The following is a 23,993-nucleotide window of genomic DNA, read 5'->3' as shown; positions in this document are numbered from 1 at the left end:
ACGCGATGAAACTACATACAATATCACGATATACAAAGAGCCTGGCATTAATTGGTCTGCTGACAGCTTTTTCATCCTGCAAAGACCTCACAGATCTCAACGAAGATCCCAACCGTCCGGGTGCAGTACCAACTACTACCTTAATCCTTTCGGCTGAGAAACAGCTGGTTGACAACCTTCGAAATGAAAACTTTTCTCTGCGCGGAACCATGCTCTTCTCGCAATACTTTAGTCAGAATATCTACACCGACCAGTCACGCTACGATATACCGGCGAGCTACTCAGATAGTTACTGGTCGGCAGCTTATAAAACGATTAACAATCTCGAGGAGATCATCCGGCTGAATAGTGAAGAGCTTACCAGAAATGCTGCTGCTGCCGGAACAGCGGGAAGCAATGTTACGCAGATTGCCATCAGCAGGATCCTGAAAGCCTATACCTTTCAGACCTTAACGGATGCCTTCGGTAACATTCCTTACCAATCGTATGGTAACCCCGATCCAGAGTTTGAAGCCCTGCAACAAACAGAGAACAACTATACGCCAGCATACGCCAGTCAGGAAAAGATCTACACCGACATCCTGAACGAGCTAAAGGCAGCAGGCGACACCCTGCTGAAGTATAAAAGCGCCAATACCTTTGGAAATGCCGACGTGATCTACAAAGGAAGCAATGAGAAATGGGCCAAATTTGCCAATTCCCTGCGGCTCCGGGTAGCTACCCGCGTCAAGGAAAAGCTGGCCACTCTGGCCGCTTCACATATTCAGGACGCCGTTCAGAAGGGAGTGTTTCAGGATAACAGCGACAATGCTGTCTTTAAATACTCGTCGGCCGCTCCTAATGAGGCGCCCCTGTATCGCGCCACTGTTACAGCTAACCGCAAGGACTTCGCTGTATCTCATGTGCTGGTCAACGCCCTCAAGGGAGAGGTTGGTCCTTTCCGTTTTGCCGATCCACGCTTGAGCATTTATGCACTGCCTAACGCTGCAAATCAATATGCAGGCCAGCCCTACGGTTTGCCTCTTGCGGTTGCCGGAGTGAACGGTCCGGCAGAGATCAGTCTTCCCGGAGCAGCGGTAAACGCAGCTGATTTTGGAGAAGTGCTGATGGAATACGCTGAGGTGGCCTTCCTGCTGTCGGAGAATAACAACTGGGACGATGCAGCTTATCGCCGCGGCGTACAGCTCTCTCTTGAGAAGTGGGGGGTAAGTGCCGACAAGATCAGCACTTACATGAGTCAGCTGCCGGCTGCTAATCGCGAGAACGTGCTCACGCAAAAGTACCTGGCCCTTTACATGCAGGGACAGGAAGCCTGGGCCGAGATCAGAAGGACCGGATACCCGCTCTTCCTGGTAAAGCCGGGCGATGTGGTATGGCGGCGTCAGGTTGGTAACACGACGGAAGAATACAAGTTCCAGCCTATTTTCGGAAAGGGAATTCCCCGCCGTCTCTATTACCCGCTGCGTGAGCAGAGCGTCAACAGAGAGAACTACCAGCGCTCTCTTGCCCAGCAAGGCGACGACAATCTGTCAAATCCTCTCTGGTGGAATAAATAATGATGATTCAAATACGAAGACAGGTCGTACCTTTGGTATGACCTGTTCTTTTTAGAGCCGGATCCTTTTTAATTCATTCTAATGAAACTGAAATATTTGATTGTAAGCGTTCTCGCCGTCATCTCGTTTAGCGTATCGGCGCAGACCTATAAAGGTACCATCGCCGCACACCGGCAAAACTATTTGAAAGAATTCCTGGAGGATGAGCGCTCGCCCCTCCGGCAGGAAGACTTCAGCAACCTGCACTTCTACGACGCCGACAGCACTTTCCTGGTGGAAGCAGTGGTTACCTTGCTTCAGGACCAGTCACCATTCCGTATGCCTACTTTTGACGGAACCAGCAAGGAGTTTGTGCGCTATGCGGTGCTCGACTTCCAGCTGAAGGACAAACCCTATAAGCTCACCATTTATCGCAATGTCGCACTCGCTGCTAATACTCAGTACAAGGATTACCTCTTTCTGCCTTTTACCGACCAGACGAATAACAAAGAAACCTACGGTGGCGGCCGCTACATGGATCTGAAGGTTGGTGATATTGAAAATAACCGGGTGCTTATTGATTTCAATAAAGCCTATAATCCATACTGCGCTTACAGCACGGGCTACAGATGTCCCATCCCTCCCGAGGAAAATGATTTGCAGACTGAGATCAAAGCAGGAGAGAAGCTGTATACCGGAGAGAAAAAACACAAGTAAAACGGATCTATGCGGAGGGTACAAGTAAAATCGTTAAATTTGAAGTCCCTTCATCGCCACGTAAAGAATACCCGTGGTTAAATAAGCCAGGCCTGGACGGATCTGCTTATTACCAGATATGTATCAAGATATCTCCTGATTATCTGGGCGTGCGGGGTGAGTCCGGGTTAAGTGCGGTATTTCGCAGGTAAAGCCGCAGTCAACCCGCACGCAGCCTGAAGTCAGCCGGAACACAGTGCTTACCTGAAAGATAAGAAAAACATATCAGGTACGTATCCGATATCTTCCGAATTCTTTATCTTTCGCAAACGATCAACTAACCAGGGCATGCCTAAACGTTTGCTTTCTATTGATGTGTTCAGGGCGATTACCATGTTCCTGATGATTTTCGTAAATGACGTTGCCGGTGTGAGGAATATCCCGGGTTGGATTGAGCATACGCAGGCAGAAGAAGACGGGATGGGATTTGCTGATACCATATTCCCTGCTTTCCTCTTCATCGTTGGCTTGTCTCTTCCCTGGGCGCTTCGTAAAAGAATGGAAAGGGGCGACAGCTCCCTTCAGCTTGTCTTGCATGTGGCCTCACGCTCTCTTGCCCTCATTGTGATGGGCTTTTATCACGTCAATCTCGAGGCATACAGCGCTTTTTCCGTCTTGCCTAAAGCGGTATGGGGCATCCTCATCACCCTCAGCTTTTTTCTTATCTGGCTCGACTATTCAAAAGAAACGAGGCCCGCGCTGCGTTATGGACTCCAGGGGCTTGGTGTCGCAATCCTCATGGTAATGGCCCTGTTTTACCGGGGCGGAGAAGGAGACAACCTGCATTCCATGCAGCCTTCCTGGTGGGGGATACTCGGCATCATTGGCTGGGCTTACCTCGTAAGTGCGCTGGTCTTCACCCTGATGCGCGGAAAGCTTGTGCCCTGTGTTTGCGCTGCCTTGTTTTTCCTTCTGATCAACGTGCTGAGTCACATGCAGCTGATGCCTTTCACACTGCCTGTTGTTGGCGATGCCTCAAGTATCACGCTGATCATGACCGGTGCTGTCGTCTCTCTCGTTTACAACCGTTACGCAAGCCGTTCGGGTTTTACAGCTATCTGGACGATCCTCGCAGGAACAGGATGCGCGCTGATCCTCTTTGGTTTCTTTGTTCGCCCATTTAGTGGAGGAATATCCAAAATACTCGCCACACCTGCATGGGTGACTATTTGCGCGGGTATTTCTACGATCTGTTTCCTGCTGTTCATCTGGCTGGTCGACATTCGACAAAAGCAAAACTGGTTCAGGCTGCTTCGTCCTGCAGGCACCAGCACGCTCACCTGTTACCTGATGCCATACCTCCTGTATTTCCTCCTGCAGCTGCTTCATGTTTCGTTTCCGGCCTTCCTCAGTATGGGAACAGGCGGCATCCTTCGTTCCTTCCTGGTGTCATTTTTCCTGATTCAGCTTGTGGGACTTATGGAAAAGAAGCAGATCCGTCTCAGGATATAGCATCAATCTTGATATATTTGCGCCTCAATCAGGGCAATTTACCCTGAGCCTTCTTCGAAAAATGAAAGAATACAAATATGGAAAGGGCCTCGTGGTCCTTACTTACCTTGCCGCCCCTGTCGTTATTGCTCTTTTTGCCGGTGCGCTTGTGATGATACTCCGGCAGGATCACTCCAAAGCACAAAACCTTATTTTCTTCGGCCCCCTTTCGCTGTTCATGGCTGCTTTCATGATCTACAGTATAATGGACGTAACAAAAAGAAGACTCTTGATAGGAGAGGGTAAAGTGACGTCGATCGGCCCCAGAGGCAAGGTGGAACTTCCTTTTGAGGAGATCAAAGGCTTCCGGCTCGACCGGAAGTTTATCTGGGTCATTCCTGCTACCAGTGGTAGCAAGCGGATGAAGATCAGCCGGAACCTGAAAGATAGCAGTGAAATACTAGCGTGGTTTTCTGCTCATTATCCTGATCTGGATGTGCAGTCGGCAGAGGAAGACCGGCAGGCAATTCTGAACAGCGAGGAGTATGGGTTTAACGAAGAAGACCGGGAAGCGCGCCTGAAGCGGGCAGCGGCCATCGCCCGCGTTCTGAATATCGCCGGCGTAGGGGCAGGCTTGTGGACCTTCTTCTGGCCCCAGCCCTATGAATATCTGTTAATGGCTTGCGCCGGCATCGCCTTTCTGGCCCTTCTGGCCATCCGCTTCTCAAACGGCCTCATTCATGCAGCAGAACAAAAGGGCAGTGCACATCCTTCGGTTATGCTGGCCCTTTTACTGGCAGGAGGAGCGTTCTTCCTGCGTGTGCTGATTGATTTCGACATCTTTGACAGGCATAATGCCTGGATCCCGACGGCTGGACTGTCGCTGCTGTTGATGGCCTTTGTGCTGATCGGGAACCGCGAAGTGCGCGGAGGCAGCAAGCAAAACAGAGGCGCGGCTGTGTTTATCATCATCTTTTTGCTGGCATACAGCTATAGCCTGGTGATCGCCCTTAACTGTCTGGGCGACCGTACCGAGCCTTTTGTATACGAAACCAGGGTGCTCAACAAGCACATCAGCAGCGGCAAACACCGGTCTTACTACCTCAAGCTCGCACCCTGGGGGCCGCAGCAGGAAGAAGATGAGGTAGAGGTAGACCGTGAGTTGTATAACCGCATGGAGTTAGGCTCGCAGGCCTACGTTTATTTTCGCAACGGCAGCCTCAACATCCCCTGGTTTGTGGTGACAGATTGATGAAAGTTTCAACCAGGAAGTAAAATATTCCATTACCTTTGCCGCATGTTTTTATTTAATGTTCGTGTTTACGGCCTCCTGATCAACGAGAAGGAGGAGATTCTTCTGAGCGACGAAGAACACGAAGGGGTTTATCTGACCAAGTTCCCGGGCGGGGGACTTGAGTATGGAGAAGGCCTGATAGATGCACTGAAACGTGAGTTTTTGGAAGAGTGTAATTTGATGGTTGAAGTGACTGAACATCTTTACACTACAGATTTCTTTGAAAAATCAGCATTTAATGAAAGTCAGATCATCAGTATCTATTACCTGGTAAGGCCGGTATCCGAACTGCAGATTCACTTCTCAGAGCTGCCTTTCAGCTTCGAAGAAGGCTCGAAGTTCCGTCAGGCATTCCGATGGAAAAAAGTATCGCAGCTCCAGGCTTCCGACGTAACCTTCCTTACCGAGAAAAAGGCGATTGAGAAACTGAAGCAAAAATGGCAGTACAGGGATTAAGTGAGAGGGATCAGGCCGTAATCTGGCATCCATACACCCAAATGAAGAGTGCACCTGCTCCGGTGCCGATCGTCAGGGGCGAAGGCCCTTACCTTATTGCAGAAGACGGAAAGAAGTACCTCGATGCCGTCTCGTCCTGGTGGGTCAACATCCACGGACATGCACACCCTTACATAGCAGAAAAAGTATCAGCACAGCTTCGCACGCTGGAGCACGCGATATTCGCAGGCTTTACGCATCCTGTAGCCGTTGACCTGGCCGAAGGGTTGCTGCGCATCCTGCCGCCTAACCAGTCGCGCATCTTTTATTCCGATAATGGCTCTACAGCGGTTGAAGTTGCCCTGAAAATGTGTTTCCAGTACTGGAGCAACCGCGGTGAGGAGCGCACAAAGGTATTGGCCTTCCGCAACTCCTATCACGGCGACACGTTCGGTGCCATGGCTGTAAGTGCACGCAGCGCCTTTACCGCTCCCTTTGAAAACCTGCTGTTCGGGGTTGAGTATATTGATACTCCCTGCCCGGCTAACATCGCCGGGCTGAAAGCCTTTATTGCAGAGCATGGAAGCAGCTTCTCGTCTTTCATATACGAGCCTCTTATTCAGGGCTCGGGGGGCATGCTGATGTACGAGGCGCAATACCTCGACGAACTGATAGCAGCTTGCCGTGAGCAGCGGATCTTCGCAATTGCTGATGAAGTGATGACGGGGTTCGGGCGTACAGGGAAGCTATTTGCTTCCGAATACCTCAGGAACCAGCCCGATATTGTATGCCTGTCCAAAGGCCTTACAGGCGGAACGATGGCTCTCGGGGTGACCTCCTGTACAGCGGAGATATATGAGGCCTTTCTGTCCGACGATCGTCTGAAAACACTCTTTCACGGGCATTCATTTACGGCCAATCCGGTGGCTTGTGCCGCTGCGCTTGCGAGTCTTGATCTTACCATGCAGCCCGCAACCATGGAGAACATCAGCAGGATCATGGACAGTCATGCGCGCTTTGCGGCCAGGATAAAAGGGCATCCCCGCTTAAAAGATGTCAGGCAGACGGGGACGATCATTGCCTTTGAATGGGAGACGGCGGGCGACTCCTCCTACTTCAGTTCACTTCGCGATCGCCTGTACAACTTTTTCCTCGAAGCAGGCATCATACTGCGCCCTCTGGGTAACATCGTATATATCCTGCCTCCATATTGCATAAGCAATGAGCAGCTGGCCTATGTCTATTCGAAGATAGAGCAGGCGCTGGAAGAGATTTAAGGGCGTCTTTATGTCTTCTTTTCGCTCGCTTGGATAACGTTATTTACATTCTGGCTCCTTAGTATGGGTAATGACCAGCTCACAGGTATTTGTCTGAAGATTGAGCAGAGACGAGGGAGATATAAGAGCTTTATATCTTCGTTTCGGTCTCTGGGGTAACGTCATCTATTTCCTGGCTCCTTTGCGGCTTGAGCAACACTGATCTGCATATATCTGTTTGAAGACAGAGCGGGCGCCTGAGGAGATTACGGACGCTTTGTATCGCTTCATGCTTTGTTCCCGTGCTGTTGGTAATATTATTTATGTTCTCGCTCCTTACAGAATGAGCAAGAAGCAGCTAGCCCATGGGATGTGGTAGATCGATCGGGTGCGGGAGCGATTCAGAGTACCTCATACATTCATTTTGGTACTTGGTTAACGTTATTTAAATTCTGCCTCCTTACTGCATCAGTAAGGAGCAGCAGCTTTATATCCGTTGGAAGATAAACGGGCGCCGGAGGAGTAATGCCTTTCTCAAAACAAATTGTAAAGCAGATGCATTATTTGCTTTACAAACCTGTGATATGACGGACGAAGAGGAAATAGGAACAGTATCGGATTACCTGGGGATCATCAAAAGACAGAAAGACCGGAACTACGGCCGGGGCAATAAGGAAGACTTTCTCTTCAGGGGACAGGCGGGAGATCTTCCCCTAATCCCCAAGATAGGCCGGCTCTGCCCTCGCGAAGACCTGCTTAAAACGGAGCAGCACCTGTTGCAGGAGTTCAAACGGACGAACCCACTGCTGCTGGGAAGTCGCCAGCCCTATGATGACTGGGATTTCCTTACTCTGGGACAGCATTACGGGCTGCCGACACGCTTGCTCGACTGGACCAATAATGCCCTTACGGCCCTCTGGTTCGCCACCAACACCAGCGACGAGTCTACTGGTCCGGGTGAACATAGCATTGTCTGGATCCTGATGCCTGAACTGGATGACATGGCGCTCTCGATCGAGGAAGTGCATCCCTTTGATATTAAGGAAACGAGGATCTTCCGCCCGCGGATCATCAGGCAGCGCATCAATAACCAGTCGGGCGTCTTCTCCGTTCAGCCGTCTGATGAGATCAAGAATAAGTGTGAGCTGGATAAGACCGACAGCTTCTCAGAGAAGATCATTAAAGTGAAGATACCAAGAAACAAAGCCGCCGAGATCAGGGAGGAGCTCAATATCCTGGGAGTGAACGCCTACACCCTGTTCCCCGACCTTGAAGGCCTCTGTTCATACCTGCAATGGCGGTACTTTGCCTAACAGACCGGCTGAAAGCCGGTCTGTTAGGCAAAGTTAGCAGTTAGCAGTTAGCAGTTAGCAGTTAGCAGTTAGCAGTTAGCAGTTAGCAGTTAGCAGTTAGCAGTTAGCAGTTAGCAGTTAGTTTCTGACTTTTGCTTCTGATTGCCGACTGCCGACTGCTGATTGCAGGCTGCTGTCTACCGTGAACAAATGACATTTAAGTGTCGAACAATCACCCATCGGCTTAGTTAATTTGTGCATAAAAGAAACTATATATGGAACGCCGTAAACTTGGAAATTCAGAACTTGAGGTGTCAACGCTATGTTTCGGAGGCAATGTCTTTGGCTGGACTGCCGATCAGAACACCTCCTTCCGTCTTCTTGACACCTTCATTGATCTTGGTTTTAATTTTATAGATACAGCCGATGTCTACTCTCGCTGGGTGCCTGGAAATCAGGGAGGTGAGTCGGAGACGATCATCGGAAACTGGCTAAAGAACACGAAAAAGCGCGACAAGATTGTTTTGGCGACAAAGGTTGGCTCGGAAATGGGGCCGGGACAGAAGGGCTTGTCGAAGGACTATGTTAGAAAAGCAGTTGAAGCTTCACTGAGGAGATTGCAGACAGATTATATCGACCTGTATCAGTCGCACTACGATGACCTCTCCACGCCGGTAGAAGAGACCTTGCAGGTATATGCTGACCTGATCGCCGAAGGAAAAGTACGGGTAATCGGGGCATCGAACTTCAGTCCGGAGCGTCTCCGCGAAGCGCTTGAAGCCAGTGAAAGAGGATTGCCGCGCTATGAAAGCCTGCAGCCGGAATACAACCTGGTAGAGCGTGAACATTATGAGAAAAACTTCGAGCCGATTGTAGAGCAGTATAAGATTGGAGTGATCAGCTACTATTCGCTCGCCAGCGGATTCCTTTCCGGAAAGTATCGCACCGAAGCCGACCTGAAGAAGAGCCCCAGGGGAGAAGGTGTGCGGAAATACCTCGAAGGCAGAGGTCGTGATGTACTTGCCTCCCTCGACAAGGTAGCCGAAAAGCATAACGCAACACCTGCACAGGTTTCTCTAGCCTGGCTTATCGCGCGTCCTTCCGTCACTGCACCTATTGTCAGTGCCACCAGCATTGAGCAACTGGAAGACATTGCAAAAGCAGCCAGCCTGAAGCTAGACGAGTCCGACCTGGCAGCATTTGGATAGCTGTAGCAGGCGGTTGGCTATTAGGAGCTGTTGGCTGTTGGCGGTTAGCGGTTGGCGGTTGGCCGTTGGCAATCAGCAATGGGTAGCAATCAGCCAATAGCGGTCAGCTTTCAGCAGTGGGATAGCAATCAGCTAATAGCGGTCAGTAATCATCGTCCGGCAAGGTCGGCTACGTACTGATCGCCGCTAGCTTTTGTCTGTCTGTTTAATTAGTTTTCCGATTTGAGCTATATGCTTTTCGCTTTTGGCTTTTCGCTTTCGGGCTTACAACTTACAACTTACAACTTACAACTTACAACTTACAACTTACCACTTACCACTTACCACTTACAACTTAAGGCAGCCCGCCACTCACAAACCACAACAACTCCACAAAATCTCTTACCTTTGGAATCGTATGGGATACCAAAGTTTAGAGGCTTGCGTGGCCGATCTGGAGAAGAACGGACATCTTGTCCGCATCAGGGAAGAAGTAGATCCTTATCTTGAAATGGCGGCCATCCATTTGCGCGTGTTCGAGCACGAAGGGCCTGCTCTTTATTTTGAGAAGGTGAGGGGCAGCCGCTTTCCCGCAGTATCCAATCTCTTTGGTACACTCGATCGCTCCAGATTTATCTTCCGTGATACGCTCGACAAGATCAAGACGCTGGTCGACCTTAAAACAGATCCTGTAAAGGCTATTAAGAGTCCTTTTAAATACCTTAATGTCAGCATGACGGCCCTTTCGGCCCTGCCTTTGAAAACAGGCAGGCAGGCGCCCATCAATTTTGGGAGGACAAAGATCAGCGAGCTTCCGCAGATCGTGAACTGGCCGATGGACGGGGGGCCTTTCGTTACCATGCCGCAGGTGTATACTGAAGATGCCGATAAGCCCGGAATCATGAATGCGAACCTCGGTATGTACCGCATTCAACTGGCAGGAAATGACTATGTGCAGGATGAAGAAATCGGGCTGCACTATCAGCTTCACAGGGGGATCGGCGTACATCAGACGAAGGCAAATGCAAAAGGGATGCCCCTGAAGGTGAGCATTTTTGTAGGCGGACCTCCCTCACATCCACTGTCGGCAGTGATGCCGCTGCCTGAGGGACTGTCGGAGATGACCTTTGCAGGAGCGCTTGGCAACCGTCGCTTTCGTTACTTTTATGATGAGGAAGGCTTTTGTATTTCGGCTGATGCCGATTTCGTGATCACCGGTACTGTCTATCCTTACCAGAATAAACCCGAGGGGCCCTTTGGCGATCATCTGGGCTATTACAGCCTCGTGCATCCCTTCCCGCTCATGAAGGTTCACAAAGTCTATCATAGAAAGAATCCGATCTGGTCGTTCACTGTTGTAGGACGTCCTCCTCAGGAGGATACCAGCTTTGGGGCGCTCATACACGAGATCACCGGCTCTGCTATCCCTACTGAAGTTCCTGGTCTTCATGAAGTCAACGCAGTAGACGCAGCAGGTGTGCACCCGTTGCTGTTTGCCATTGGAAGCGAGCGTTATACGCCTTACCTCAATGAGCGTAAGCCGCAGGAGATCCTGACCATTGCCAACCATATCCTGGGGAAGAACCAGCTGAGCCTGGCAAAATACCTCTTTATTGCCGCTAAGGAAGATAATCCGGCGCTTCATACTCATGATGTCGCACGCTTCCTGACGCATGTATTAGAACGTATCGACTATACGCGTGACCTGCACTTCCATACCAATACCACCATTGATACGCTCGACTACAGTGGCGGCTCACTCAATGCCGGCTCTAAGGTTGTGTTTGCGGCAGCAGGAGAGAAGAAGCGCGAACTCTGGCAGGAAGTGCCTGAATCTTTCTCTGTGCCATCTATCTTCAGAGGCCATAAGCTGGCCATCCCCGGAGTACTCGCGCTTGAAGCTCCTGCTTTCGTGAGCGAAGAAGAGACCGAAGAGCAGATTGAGATCCTCTATAAGCACCTGAGGTCAGAAGACTTAAGCGGAATGGCTCTCATTGTGTTATCTGATGACGCCGGCTTTACTGCCGAGTCCATCAATAACCTGGTATGGATCACATTCACCAGAAGCAATCCTTCGAACGATATTTATGGCATAGGCAGCTTTATCAGGCACAAGCACTGGGGATGCCGAGGCCCTCTTATTATTGACGCCCGGAAGAAGCCTCACCATGCACCTGAGCTGATCAAAGACCCAAAAGTAGAAAAGCGCGTGGACAGGCTGGGAGAGAAGGGTGGATCGCTTTATTGTATTATTTAACGCGCTATTTAGGGGAAGCTTTTGTTCATGGATACCGGAGTAGTTAGATGTTCAAAATGACCTTCGAATAGGCAAAAAAAGAGGCCGAAATCACATCTGATACGGCCTCTTTCTAAAGGATTAAATATAAGACACACGTCAAAAACGGAAACCTATGGTCAGGTAAACGTTATTGTACTTTCTTTTTACATCAGCCTCAGGACTGGCCGTAGGCGAGTTATATAACTCATAAGGATAAATCTGCTGTTTCCATGAAGAATTGGCATAAGTGGCATCTACGTAGAAGTTGCTTCCTCTATAGCCAATACCGCCGCTATACGTGTTGATTGCGCTGCCAATCTCCCTTTCCGGATTGCCCTGATAGTTATAGCCTGCCCGGAGATATACGTTTGGATTCAGGCGTCCCTCGGCACCCAACCTCGCGTTTACTGTTGACTGGTAGAGCTTCGCGATATTCGCATTGTCATTCTCAGCACCCGGAGTGTCACTTATCTTCATTCCTTCATAGTCAACATATTCAACATCCGCAGTTATGAAACCACTTTGCTTAAAGAACACGGCCATACCTCCCGACACTTTCATCGGTGTGCGAAGGTTGTAGTTGTAGTTATACGCTTCAGGAGACTCAATATAGCTTCTGCCCGGATCGGCAACATTTGTCTGCAGGGCATATGAGGTATGATCCTCTATAGAGTACCATGTTGGACTGGTAAAAGAAGCACCCAGCTGTACACTTGACACTGGTTTGTAAATCATGCCGAGTTTTAAGTTAAAGCCGCTTCCGTTTGTTCTTTGCGTGACATCATAAAAACTGTCATAGGGAACTGCGCTCACCGTTTGATTACTCCCCACATCCAACGTGTTGATGTCGTTAGACTCGGTAAATGTAGAATTCGACCGGTAACGGAGGCTGGTAAAGCCAAGACCAAGACCAAGGTACAACTTGTTGCTGTAGTTAGTTCCCATTGAAACGCTGAACTCGTTTTGTCCGCCCGTTGTTGCCTGATCAAAGTACTGATCCGCTCCTCTTGCTGTATTTGGCACATATAGATTGCCATTCAAGCGGACCAACTGGTGGCGCACTCCCCATGCCGCTTCAGGATAATCCTCTAACCCGTAAGGTTCATTCGCAAGTTCTGCAAAGTAGTCGGCAATAGAATTGTCCCCATTCGTTCCCGAATAATTCAGCTTGTTGTAGAAGTTGTTTGTGCGATTCCACGACAAACCAAAGTTAAAGTTCAGAAAGCCCTGGGTGGCGTCCTGACCTCTGCCCACGCGAGACTTCGTATTGAAAACCACGGAGGCATTATTAAAGTTCATCTGGTTTTTGTCAGCCGTTTCCATATGCCCCCAATAAGTGGCATCAGCGGAGGTCATGTTGTATTCAGGCGTAAAGCTGAACTCAGAGCGGTTAAAGAAACCCAGACCAGCAGGGTTAGTACTAACCGAGCTCAGGTCGCCGCCTAATGCCGTTGTTGCATTCCCGAGGCCCTTCATCCTGGCTGTAGTTCCCTGGGTGGACCGCGAAAAGCGGAGCGCATCCTGTACATACTGAGCATATGTAAGCTGGGTAGCCGAAGTAAGCACGGCTACCGCTAAAAGAAATTTAAATCTCATTTTTCTTCTTTAAATTAAATGGACCATCAATTTTATCTGCTAGGCCGTGGTCGATAACCACTGCTTCCGCCAGAGCTGCCGCTGGAGCCGCTGCCGGAACTGCTGCTGGTTGATGGTGTGTAAGTTGGGTAGCTTGACCGTTCTGGTCTTTCTGATCTTGAAGGCCTTGAGTAATCCTGGCCTGAAGGACGCTCCTGCCTGGCAGGTCTTTCCTGACGAACCGGACGTTCAGCCGACGTGCTGGCTCCGGGATAACCATTGTCTCCACGTACAGGCCTCCCGCCATAGTTTCCGCCCGATGATACCCTTCCATCGGCTGGTCTTCCATATGCGTTCGGATTGCCTGTCGCGCCCGGTCTTGAATAGCCACCTCTGCCGTAGTTCGGATTCCCGGTATTCCGTGTAGGCCTTGGTCTGTAATTGCGATCTGCAACCACTACACCACCGCCATAATATCCACCTCCGTATCCATAACCATAGCCGGGATAATAGCCCCCTCCATAGTAGGAGACAGGACCCCAGTAGTTGCCGTAAGGAGAGTAGCCGTAGCCATAGATGCCCCAGGGGCTGTAATAGCTTGAATAGAACGGATAGCCTCCGAAGCCGTAGTTGAAAGACATGGATAAGCCCGACCCGTAGAAGTAGGGATCATAGCGATAGCTCATCCAGGGATCATAGCTGTAAGTGTACCAGTTATCGTAATAGCTTCTCCAGGGAGAGGCATATTGAAAGCGGTTCAGCCGTGCCGCGTAGCCATAGTCAAAGTCATAATCCACGTCATCCCGGTAGTCGCCCCCTCCGTACAGCTGTTCGTCTGTACGGTAGCTCCTTTCTGGCTGCCGCGAATAATCTACCTCTTTAGCCCTGGCGTTCGATGCATACACATCGTCGTTGTTGCCCTGCTGCGCCAGCTGATTCGTAGTAGAGCATGCTGCGATCAGTAAACTTACTGATGCAAAAGCCGGTAATAATAATCTTTTCATTGCCGTGTGTGTTAAATCTCCAATCATCCCTTTCTCTTTCGTTTGACGCGCCTCAGGGGAAAAGGTTGCATCATCAAAATAAATTTAATAGCCGGGTTAGTTTTATAACTTTGCTATCTGATTATTTGTGTTAAAATTACGAAAAAAACTCTAAAAAAAATAGTATGAGTAAGGGTATTACAAGCCGAAATGAGGATTATTCACAGTGGTACAATGAACTTGTTACAAAGGCCGACCTGGCCGAGCACTCTTCCGTCAGAGGATGTATGGTAATTAAGCCATACGGCTACTCTATCTGGGAGAAAATGCAGGCTGCGCTGGACAAAATGTTCAAGGATACCGGACATACGAATGCCTATTTTCCCTTGTTCATTCCAAAGTCATTTTTTTCAAAGGAAGCATCTCACGTTGAGGGATTTGCTACCGAATGTGCTGTTGTTACCCATTACCGTTTGAAGAACGACGGAACGGGAAATATTATTGTTGATGAAGATGCGAAGCTGGAGGAAGAACTGATCGTTCGCCCTACTTCTGAAACGATCATCTGGAACACTTACCGGGGCTGGATCCAGTCATACCGCGACCTTCCCATCCTGGTGAACCAATGGGCAAACGTAGTCCGTTGGGAAATGCGTACCCGTCTGTTCCTTCGTACAGCGGAGTTCCTCTGGCAGGAGGGACATACCGCTCACGCAACTTCTGAGGAGGCGATCGCTGAAGCGGAGAAGATGCTGCACGTATATGCCGACTTTGCTGAGAACTGGCTTGCTGTGCCTGTGGTGAGAGGAGTGAAGACTCCTAACGAGCGTTTTGCCGGAGCGGTCGAGACCTATTGTATCGAGGCCTTGATGCAGGACGGAAAGGCCTTGCAGGCGGGAACCTCTCACTTTCTCGGTCAGAACTTCGCCAAGGCCTTCGATGTAAAGTTCACCAGCAAAGAAGGAAAGCTCGATCACGTATGGGCAACTTCCTGGGGCGTGTCTACGCGCCTGATGGGTGCCCTCATCATGGCGCACTCTGACGATCAGGGTCTCGTACTTCCTCCGAAACTTGCTCCCATCCAGGTGGTCATCGTGCCGATCTATAAGAGTGAAGAAGAGTTAAGCCGAATCACAGAAGTTGCTGACGCACTGGTAAAAGAACTAAAGGACCTGAACATCTCAGTGAAGTATGACGACCGTGACACTCAGCGTCCTGGATTCAAGTTTGCAGAGTACGAATTGAAGGGCGTACCTGTACGCATTGCCATTGGCGCGCGCGACCTTGAAAACGGTACGGCTGAACTGGCACGTCGTGACACCCGCGAGAAGCAGAACGTTAGTCGCGAAGGCCTTGCCGCCCATGTGCAGCAGCTCCTTGACGATATTCAGAAGAACATTTACCAGAAGGCCCTCAAATTCAGGGAAGAGAACATCACCAAAGTCGACAGCTATGAAGAGTTCAGGAAAGTACTCGATGAGAAAGGCGGCTTCGTATCTGCCCACTGGGACGGTACTCCTGAAACTGAGCAGCGCATTAAGGAAGAAACCAAGGCGACTATCCGTTGCATTCCGTTGAATAATCCTTTGGAAGACGGTGTCTGCATGGTGACAGGCCAGCCCTCAAAACAAAGAGTACTGTTTGCAAGAGCATACTAGACGGGTTGTGAGTTGTGGGTTGCAGGTTGGGAGTTGTGGGTCGTATGGTGTGGGTTGTGAGTTGTCAGTGCCGAGTATCAGGTAGCTAGTAGTTAGTATCAAGAAGCTAGTATCAAGTAGCAAGACAAGGAGGCTCAAAGCTCAAAGCTTAAAGCTCAAGGCTCTAAGCTTAAGGGGGAAAGCCCAAAGCTGAAAGTGTAAAGCACGAAGCGGAAAGCGGAAAGCTCAAAGCATAAAGTAGTTGATCTGATAGCTGACTGCTGACTGCCGATAGCCGACAGCCGACAGCCGACAGCCGATATCGAAAGCTAATCGCCAACAGCCGTCGGCTGTAAAGCCGACTCCGCCGCTGCGAATAAAAAAGTTTGGGAGAGCCATCCGGCTCTCCCAAACTTTTTTATTCGTTATTCCTTTCCATACATACTATGGACGCAAACAACCCGCAGAAACAATCTGGATTTAATTCTACTGACTTTACGAAGCAAGTTTGGATCACCCTGGGCATCATTGCACTGGTCGTTATCCTCATATTCATTCTCAAGGCTGCCTTTAACGTGCTGCTCATGATCTTTGCGGGATCACTCATCGCCACTTATTTTCATGGCGTAGCCGACGTCATTGAACGCCGTATTCATATCCGCAGGAGGTGGTGTGTCATTCTCTCAGTGCTGGTTACCTTTGTGCTGGCCGGACTGCTCTTCTGGTTTCTGGGAGCAAAGATCTCCGATCAGGTGAGCGACATCTCCAAGGAGCTGCCACAGCTCGTCAAAACCGCCGAAGATAAGTTGCAGCACAGCTCGATCGGTCGCAAGGTGCTCAACTATGTTTCCGGTAATAACAGCTCCAAGCTCTTCACGTCCTTCCAGCAGATCTTCCGCACCAGCTTTGGGGTGGTAGGCGATTTCTATATCACCCTCTTCATCGGCATTTTTTTCACGGTCAATCCCGACCTTTACAAAGAGGGCTTCATCAAGCTCATTCCGCCGAAAGGGAAGGAAGATGCGCGCCGGGTGTTTGATCGCATCAGCTACTCACTGAAGGGCTGGCTGAAGGGCATGCTCATCGCCATGTTCTTCATCAGCATCCTCACGCTGACCGGCCTCACCATTATTGGTGTTCCGATGGGACTCGCTCTGGCCGTCATGGCCGGACTACTTAACTTTATTCCCAACTTCGGACCGCTCATTGCTATGATCCCCGCAGTGCTCATAGGGCTAACAATGGGAGTCAATACCGCTTTAATCATTGCAGGCCTGTACGTTCTTATACAGGCAGTTGAAAGTAATATCGTGACTCCCATGGTGCAGAATGCCATGATCCAAATTCCGCCGGCCATGATCATCATCAGCCAGGTACTCTTCGGAAGCCTCACAGGAGGACTCGGAGTCATTCTGGCCACCCCGCTTCTGGCAATGATTATTGTGGTGGTTGATGAACTGTATGTGAAAAAGCAGGCGCGTCAGTGATTTCACAGAAGTAAGTTTTGTATTCAATTTAAATTCGATATATTTACTTCGAAACTTTCCTAACGCTTTTAATGTCATCCAGCCTGAATTTACGCTTTATTCTACTGCTTTTTTATACGCTCAACTTTGTTACAGTAGTAGCGCAGAATAAATCAGTTCAGACACTTCGGGATCAGTGGGAAATAGTTTTACGGCAGGATCACTACGAGTACAACCCCTCCAATATCGGTCTGTTGTTACGTCTGGCCGTTCATTATAAGTTTCAATTCCCCGATAGTTCTCTTATATATGCCCGTCAGGCCTACCGTCTGGCAAGTCTGCAACGGTCGCCAGCATCGCAGGCAAGTGCTCTGCTACATATGGCGAAAGCGCATTACATCAAGGGCGCATTCAGCTCCTCCCTAGAGGCCAGTTCGAAAGTATTACTGATCTGCGGACGGACCGGCAGGCAGCGGTCCCAGGAGGCCGCAGAGGCCCTTAACTGTGTAGGACTCATTTACCTCGCTCAGAAACGGTATGATGATGCCGCTGCGGAGTTTCGCAAGGCCCTTGTTATCAATCAGGAAAGCCGGAATCAGAGAGGACTTACCTGCAACTATACGAACCTTGGCGTTTGCTACGACCAGCGAAACCTGCCCGATTCTGCCATGTTCTTTCTGGATAAAGCCCTCGTTATGGCCAGGCGTACCGGAAATACAAATGCCCTCCTCACAGTTCAAAACCGGATAGCAGAAGTACATTACCGCAAAGGTAACTTTCGCGCAGCGTTAGAACATTATGAGAGCGTGCTCGGCAGCGGCCAGAACAATTGGGAACTGACGTTTGCTTATTCTGGTATAGCCCAGACCTATAACAGTATGCGGAATCATGGCAAAGCAATCACCTATGCTAGTGCCGCACTCGACCTCGCCAGGAAAATGAAAGTAAAGTGGGAGGCAGCAAGGTCGTGTCGCATCCTTTCAGAAGCATACATTGGCAGATCCGATTACCGCAACGGCTACAAATACCTGCGGCTGTATAAAGAGTACGACGACAGCATGTTCGATGAAGTGAAAGAGAAGGAGATCAACTTTCTGCACCTCCAGCAGAAGATGGTTGAGAACAAGCAGCTGTTCAATGAAAACAGGCATAAGCAGGAAGAGATCCGGTTTAACAATCTTATTATTACCCTCGTAGGGATAGGTGGCGTCATCATGGTGCTGGCTGCCGCTTTGCTTTATCGCAGTAACCGAAAACGATTTTTGCTTAACCGCCGCCTCGAGAAAAACAACAAGAGTATACAACTGCAAAATGACAAGATCGAGCAGCAAAACAAAGAACTCTCGCGACTCAACTACACCAAAGATCAGCTGTTCTACATTCTGGGCCATGACCTGCGCGCTCCGCTCGCTTCCGTGCAGCAGGCTGCAGAGCTTCTTTGCGACGGCGCATTCTCTCCAGATGAGCAGAAGATCATCATGGAAGGATTTTATCGCGAGATCACCCTCGTTACCAACATGGTCAACAACATGCTCCACTGGGCCCTGGGGCAGCAGAAAGGCATCCGCGCAGAGCCTGCAGTGGTAGACCTGGCCGCTATCGGCGTCGATATCTTTTGCCTTTATGAGATCATCGCACGCAACAAGGGGATCGAGCTCCTCCGTCGAACCGCAGATCCGGTACTTGCCTATGCCGATCCGGACCAGGCGCGCGTGATCATCCGTAACCTGGTAGGGAATGCCGTAAAGTTCACCGACAGCGGGGGCACCGTCAGTCTTTCTTTCGAAGAAGATGACGAATGCTGCAAAGTTCATATCAAGGATACGGGAGTGGGGATGACCGAAGAAAAGATCAGCAGGCTCTTTAGCTCTGTTGGTAAGAGCATTTCCACCTACGGCACCAAAAGTGAGAGCGGTACAGGGCTGGGACTCATGATGGTGAAGCAGTTTGTAGATGCCAATCGGGGTACCATAGAAATCAGGAGCCGCCATAACGAAGGAACCGAAGTGATCGTCTCTCTCCCCAAAGCAATCTCTGCCATCACGTAATCCAACGGTAATAAAACAAGCTTTCCGGCCAATCTTCCCCCAGTATTTCTATTTTTGTTTTCTTTAAACGACAAGCTATGAAATTTGCAACCAAAGCAATACATGCAGGTCAGGAGCCCGATCCCACAACAGGGGCGGTCATGACGCCTATCTATCAGACCTCCACATACTGGCAGAAATCCCCCGGCGAACACCAGGGATTCGAATACTCGAGAGGAACCAACCCGACCAGGAAAGCCCTGGAAGACTGTCTGGCAGCCCTCGAAAACACCCGTTACGGACTGGCATTCTCCAGCGGAATGGCAGCTACCGACGCGGTAATGAAACTCCTCAAGGCAGGAGATGAAGTGATCACCGGCAACGACCTCTACGGAGGATCCTACCGCATCTTTACTAAGATCTTCGCCCAGTACGGCATCAAGTTCCACTTTGTGGACCTCTCCAGGCCCGAACGCATCCGCGATTATATCAACGAGAAGACAAAGCTCATCTGGATTGAGACACCCACCAATCCAACCATGCAGGTCATTGATATTGCAGCGGTATCCGCCATTGCCAAAGAACATAAGGTGCTGCTGACGGTCGACAATACCTTTGCGTCGCCCTATCTGCAGAACCCCAAAGATCTCGGAGCCGACATCGTCATGCACTCCGTTACCAAATACCTCGGCGGACACTCCGATGTAGTTATGGGAGCCCTCATGCTCGATGACGAAGAGCTGTACAAACGACTCTGGTTCATCTACAACTCCTGCGGCGCAACCCCTGGCCCTATGGACAGCTTCCTCGTGCTGCGCGGCATCAAAACCCTGCACCTGCGCATGAAGGCGCATTGCGAGAACGGCAGGCAGATCGCTGCGTTCCTGCGTCAGCACCCGCAGGTCGATAAAGTATACTGGCCCGGATTTGCAGACCATCCCAACCATGAAGTGGCAAAGAAGCAGATGCGCGACTTTGGCGGCATGATCTCCTTCACCATTAAGGGCGCCGACCTAAAACGCACCTTCGAGGTTGCCTCAGGCTTCAAGGTGTTCTCGCTGGCCGAGTCGCTCGGTGGAGTAGAATCCCTCATCAACCATCCTGCAACCATGACCCACGCCTCCATACCCAGAGAGACACGCGAAGCAGCCGGAGTGACTGATAACCTGCTGCGCCTCAGTGTAGGAATAGAAGACATTGAAGATCTTCTTCAGGATCTGGAGAACGCATTGAAGACCGCCTGATAAGCAGACGGTACATACAAAGAGAGAAGCATAGAACATGAAGAGCGAAGCACAGCATATTGAAGCAGGGAAGGACCTGGCCGCATTCCTGAACGCAAAGGCAGAGCAGTACAACCAGCCGGGCTTCATCGAGAACGACCCCATTGTGATCCCGCGCAGCTTCACACAGAAGCAGGATATCGAGATCATGGGATTCTTTGCCGCTATCCTCGCCTGGGGGCAGCGCAAGACCATCATCAGTAAGTGCCGCGAGCTTTCAGAGCGGATGGGAGGGAAGCCCTACGACTTTGTGAAGAACCACAGCGAAGAAGACCTAAAGGGCCTGCTCGGCTTCAAACACCGCACCTTCAACGATACAGACCTCCTCTATTTCATCAGCTTCTTCAGGCGCCATTACAGTCAGTTTGACACGCTGGAAGACGCCTTTCTCCCTTCACGTACGGGCATGTTCCCTGGCGAAGTGTTCAGGGAAGAATTTATGGATACCGTTCCGGGGCCACATTCTATGGAAGCCTATTCCTCACCAGCCTGCTACCTGCAGGAACTGCAGGTAGACCATCACCGGGTGGAGAACATGCTCAACCATTTCCGGACTTACTTTTTCAGCCTGCCCGACTTCCCTTCGCGTACCATTAAGCACGTAACCTCGCCCTCGCAGCGCTCCACCTGCAAGCGGCTCAATATGTTCCTGCGCTGGATGGTACGCAAAGACGACAAGGGAGTCGACTTCGGGCTCTGGACCCGTATCAGTCCCTCACAGCTAATGTGCCCCTGCGACCTGCATGTAGACCGTGTAGCACGCAAGCTCGGCCTCATCAGCCGCAAGCAGACCGACTGGCAGACCGTGAACGAACTCACAGAAAGACTGCGTGAGTTCGACCCCCACGACCCGGTGAAGTATGATTTTGCCCTGTTCGGACTGGGCATCGAAGAAAAATTTTAAAGGACGCATCCATGCAGAACCAGCCATCCCTCTATCCATCTGATACCATTGTAGCACTCGCCACGCCAAGCGGCAGCGGAGCCATCGGCGTGATCCGCCTTTCAGGCCCCGAAGCCATCAGCATCACCAACAAGGTGTTCAGGGGGAAAGACCTTTCCAGGCAAGCCTCCCACACCATCCATTTCGGAACCATCCGCGACGGAGAGGCCGTGCTCGATGAAGTGCTGGTCTCGCTCTTTGTAGCGCCGCATTCCTATACCCGCGAGAACGTGGTAGAGATCAGCACCCACGGCTCGCAGTACATCATAGAAAACCTCATCCGCCTCCTCATCCGCGAAGGCGCCCGGGCAGCAAAGCCAGGCGAGTTCACACTGAGGGCCTTCCTAAATGGGGGGCTCGACCTCTCGCAGGCCGAAGCCGTAGCCGATCTCATTGCCTCCAATTCAGCCGCTTCGCACCAGGTAGCGATGCAGCAGATGCGCGGAGGCTTCTCCGGAGAGCTGAAACAGCTGCGCGAGCAGCTGATCCATTTCGCCTCCATGGTAGAGCTTGAACTTGATTTTTCCGAAGAAGACGTCGAATTTGCCAACCGTGAGCAGCTGCGCGACCTGATCTATCAGATCCTGCGGGTAACCGGCCGGCTGATCCGCTCCTTCGAGCAGGGCAATGTGATGAAGAACGGCGTGCCCGTTGTCATCGCTGGGAAGCCCAATGTGGGGAAATCCACCTTGCTCAATGCGCTGCTCAATGAAGAGCGCGCCATTGTATCCGATATCGCCGGCACTACCCGCGATACCATTGAAGACGAGATCAGCATCAGGGGCGTCGTGTTCCGCTTTATCGATACCGCAGGCATCCGCCAGACGCAGGACCAGATCGAGGCCAAAGGCGTAGAGCGCACCCTTGAGAAGATGCGTCAGGCGCGGCTGATCATGTACCTGTTCGATCCTGAGCAGGACGCCCCGGAGATCAGCCAGCAGCTCAACGAAGCCGGAGAGCTGAACATTCCCCTGGTGGCGGTAATGAACAAGACCGACCTGCTGCAAGCCGGCAGGAAGCAGGAGCTCGAAGGCCTGGAGATGCACTACATCTCCGCCCGCGACAAGCAAGGCATCGAAGAGCTCAAGGAAGAGATCCTGCGCAAGGTCAACCTGCATCAGATCAATACTGACGACGTACTCGTAACCAACATCCGACACGTCGAAGCCCTGCAACACACCGAAGCATCCCTCAACCGCGTACTCGAAGGGATTGAGAATCCCGTCACCTCCGACTTCCTGGCCATGGACATCAAGCAGGCCCTGTATTACTTAGGTGAGATCACCGGAACGGTCACGACAGATGATCTGCTGGATAATATTTTTTCGAAGTTTTGTATAGGGAAGTAAGAGTGTAAAATACTGTTCCTGATTCTTTTATTATTGCCGACTTAGTGTTTTTATATGCCCCTCTTTCAGAAGCTTCACTATATGGAGCCTAGGACAGCGTAATACGAGTTGCTACCCCATTATGGGCTCCTTCTAAAAATACATAATGTATCTTTATAATCGGAAGTCAGAAGATGGCAGCTCCTTACTTTGATAGATTCCTCTGCCAAAAGTTTGCGGGTATTCGTATTATTTGGTAGCTTGCCACAGGAATAGTTTCACGCTTAAGCCTCTTTTGTTCACTACATGACCGTTTTTAAAGCCGGATACTATATTGATGAACTCAATCAAATCCTAGAACAAGTCGTCGGTAAACCTGCGGTAGCCAGCTTTTACAATGCCCATTTGTTCTTCCATATTTCGGATTTGCCTGAGTATATAAGAACCGATTCTGTCAATCCATTATTGAAAGTTGCGTGGAACATTTTATCAAGAGGTGAACCTACCCGTTCTTCATTGTTAATATCCGAAGAAGTATTAAATGAACATTTTGAGGACGAGTTTTTACGACTCAATAAAGATAGACCACAGTTAGAATTTAAGCTAAGTCCAACCTTTTCCCAAGGCCTTAACGATGAAGATTTAATAGAGCTTCTAAATAATTTTGACCGATTAGACGAAACAATAATCACTGCTAAGTTTGGGAGCAAATACCTTAAAGTCTATCGTGTCTTATTTGACCTTATCGCTGCTGCTCAGATCCAAAAAACTATACTCCTGTTAGTTATCACAGAAGTCTATGGTGAAAACCGTCCAATTCAAATATCGGGCGTGAGAAAAAACTTTGCATTAACAATAGTTGAGGATTTAAATAATCTTTTCAAGGCGCTAAACGATTTAGTTGGTAAAGAAGAGAAAAAATTGATTACTTAACGTTGAAAGACGATCGACTATCTTTAAAAATTGCTTTTAATGCAGAGCAGTTTGGCTGTTATAATATAGTGTCTTTTGAAGAGAAGGCTGAACCCCTTTTTAGCAAGATTTTCACTGATCGCAATATTTCTTATGACCAGCTCGGTTCAGTGATCGAAGAAGAGAGGGATAAAAAGTACTTTCAAAGATTTGAATACAGAACTCAAAAGCAGGAACAGGCATTGGGGTATTTTCTGCAAAATATTTTTAGGAAAAACCGGTTTAGGGCAGGACAAGAATCAATCATTAACCGGGCCCTACAAGGAAAAGATGTAATCGGTCTACTGCCCACGGGAGGGGGAAGTCCTTAACATA

19 protein-coding genes are annotated in these 23,993 nt (G+C 50.0%); 17 read left to right on the top strand and 2 right to left on the bottom strand.

All coding sequences use genetic code 11. The annotated features are described in order from the left end of the window. Positions 1-5 precede the first annotated feature (5 nt). From ACES2C_RS18380 to ACES2C_RS18340, 9 genes are all read left to right on the top strand, one after another. Positions 6-1,556, top strand: a complete 1,551-nt coding sequence (locus ACES2C_RS18380; protein ID WP_374164516.1) for a SusD/RagB family nutrient-binding outer membrane lipoprotein — start codon at positions 6-8, stop codon at positions 1,554-1,556. Between the two features lie 81 nt (positions 1,557-1,637). Further along, on the top strand, positions 1,638-2,252 hold the full coding sequence (locus tag ACES2C_RS18375) for a DUF1684 domain-containing protein (protein ID WP_374164515.1): 615 nt from the start codon (positions 1,638-1,640) through the stop codon (positions 2,250-2,252). 327 nt (positions 2,253-2,579) lie between these two features. Then, entirely contained in the window at positions 2,580-3,743 is a 1,164-nt protein-coding gene (locus tag ACES2C_RS18370) for a DUF5009 domain-containing protein (protein ID WP_374164514.1), read from the top strand. Positions 3,744-3,804: 61 nt separating this feature from the next. After that, positions 3,805-4,974, top strand: coding sequence for a hypothetical protein (locus ACES2C_RS18365; RefSeq protein WP_374164513.1), 1,170 nt, complete (start codon positions 3,805-3,807; stop codon positions 4,972-4,974). A gap of 45 nt (positions 4,975-5,019) precedes the next feature. Next, entirely contained in the window at positions 5,020-5,472 is a 453-nt protein-coding gene (locus tag ACES2C_RS18360; RefSeq protein ID WP_374164512.1) for an NUDIX domain-containing protein, read from the top strand. Then, positions 5,454-6,728, top strand: coding sequence for an adenosylmethionine--8-amino-7-oxononanoate transaminase (gene bioA / locus ACES2C_RS18355; protein ID WP_374164511.1), 1,275 nt, complete (start codon positions 5,454-5,456; stop codon positions 6,726-6,728). Before ACES2C_RS18360 ends, bioA begins: the two co-directional genes overlap by 19 nt. A gap of 563 nt (positions 6,729-7,291) precedes the next feature. Beyond that, entirely contained in the window at positions 7,292-8,020 is a 729-nt protein-coding gene (locus ACES2C_RS18350) for an FRG domain-containing protein (protein WP_374164510.1), read from the top strand. 254 nt (positions 8,021-8,274) lie between these two features. Then, entirely contained in the window at positions 8,275-9,207 is a 933-nt protein-coding gene (locus ACES2C_RS18345) for an aldo/keto reductase (protein WP_374164509.1), read from the top strand. Between the two features lie 397 nt (positions 9,208-9,604). Next, positions 9,605-11,443: a UbiD family decarboxylase gene (locus ACES2C_RS18340; RefSeq protein ID WP_374164508.1), complete on the top strand. Its 1,839-nt coding sequence runs from the start codon at positions 9,605-9,607 to the stop codon at positions 11,441-11,443. Between the two features lie 138 nt (positions 11,444-11,581). Here the strand turns inward: ACES2C_RS18340 and ACES2C_RS18335 are convergent, their stop codons facing one another. Together ACES2C_RS18335 and ACES2C_RS18330 are read right to left on the bottom strand one after the other, a co-directional pair. Continuing rightward, positions 11,582-13,060, bottom strand: a complete 1,479-nt coding sequence (locus ACES2C_RS18335) for an OmpP1/FadL family transporter (RefSeq protein ID WP_374164507.1) — start codon at positions 13,058-13,060, stop codon at positions 11,582-11,584. 32 nt (positions 13,061-13,092) lie between these two features. Continuing rightward, the gene (locus tag ACES2C_RS18330) at positions 13,093-14,043 is read right to left on the bottom strand and encodes a hypothetical protein (RefSeq protein ID WP_374164506.1); all 951 of its coding nucleotides are present in this window, start codon (positions 14,041-14,043) and stop codon (positions 13,093-13,095) included. 164 nt (positions 14,044-14,207) lie between these two features. On the opposite strand from ACES2C_RS18330, the gene proS reads away from it, so the two are divergent. The 8 genes from proS (at position 14,208) to ACES2C_RS18290 (ending at position 23,989) form a co-directional block, all read left to right on the top strand. Beyond that, entirely contained in the window at positions 14,208-15,680 is a 1,473-nt protein-coding gene (gene proS / locus ACES2C_RS18325; RefSeq protein WP_374164505.1) for a proline--tRNA ligase, read from the top strand. 425 nt (positions 15,681-16,105) lie between these two features. After that, the gene (locus ACES2C_RS18320; protein ID WP_374164504.1) at positions 16,106-17,146 is read left to right on the top strand and encodes an AI-2E family transporter; all 1,041 of its coding nucleotides are present in this window, start codon (positions 16,106-16,108) and stop codon (positions 17,144-17,146) included. A gap of 71 nt (positions 17,147-17,217) precedes the next feature. Further along, positions 17,218-19,173: an ATP-binding protein gene (locus ACES2C_RS18315; protein ID WP_374164503.1), complete on the top strand. Its 1,956-nt coding sequence runs from the start codon at positions 17,218-17,220 to the stop codon at positions 19,171-19,173. A gap of 77 nt (positions 19,174-19,250) precedes the next feature. After that, entirely contained in the window at positions 19,251-20,396 is a 1,146-nt protein-coding gene (locus ACES2C_RS18310) for a cystathionine gamma-synthase (RefSeq protein WP_374164502.1), read from the top strand. A 37-nt stretch (positions 20,397-20,433) separates the two neighbouring features. Further along, positions 20,434-21,339: a TIGR02757 family protein gene (locus ACES2C_RS18305; RefSeq protein ID WP_374164501.1), complete on the top strand. Its 906-nt coding sequence runs from the start codon at positions 20,434-20,436 to the stop codon at positions 21,337-21,339. 11 nt (positions 21,340-21,350) lie between these two features. Next, positions 21,351-22,727, top strand: coding sequence for a tRNA uridine-5-carboxymethylaminomethyl(34) synthesis GTPase MnmE (gene mnmE / locus ACES2C_RS18300; protein ID WP_374164500.1), 1,377 nt, complete (start codon positions 21,351-21,353; stop codon positions 22,725-22,727). Positions 22,728-23,012: 285 nt separating this feature from the next. Then, complete coding sequence (locus ACES2C_RS18295) at positions 23,013-23,639, top strand: hypothetical protein (RefSeq protein ID WP_374164499.1); 627 nt, start codon at positions 23,013-23,015, stop codon at positions 23,637-23,639. Between the two features lie 2 nt (positions 23,640-23,641). Next, positions 23,642-23,989 (top strand): hypothetical protein, encoded by a 348-nt coding sequence (locus tag ACES2C_RS18290; protein WP_374164498.1) that lies wholly within the window; start codon positions 23,642-23,644, stop codon positions 23,987-23,989. Positions 23,990-23,993: the final 4 nt, after the last annotated feature.

It is taken from the genome of Arcticibacter sp. MXS-1 (genome assembly GCF_041902385.1).
Lineage (GTDB): Bacteria > Bacteroidota > Bacteroidia > Sphingobacteriales > Sphingobacteriaceae > Arcticibacter.
This window is presented reverse-complemented; position numbering and strand designations above follow the sequence as displayed.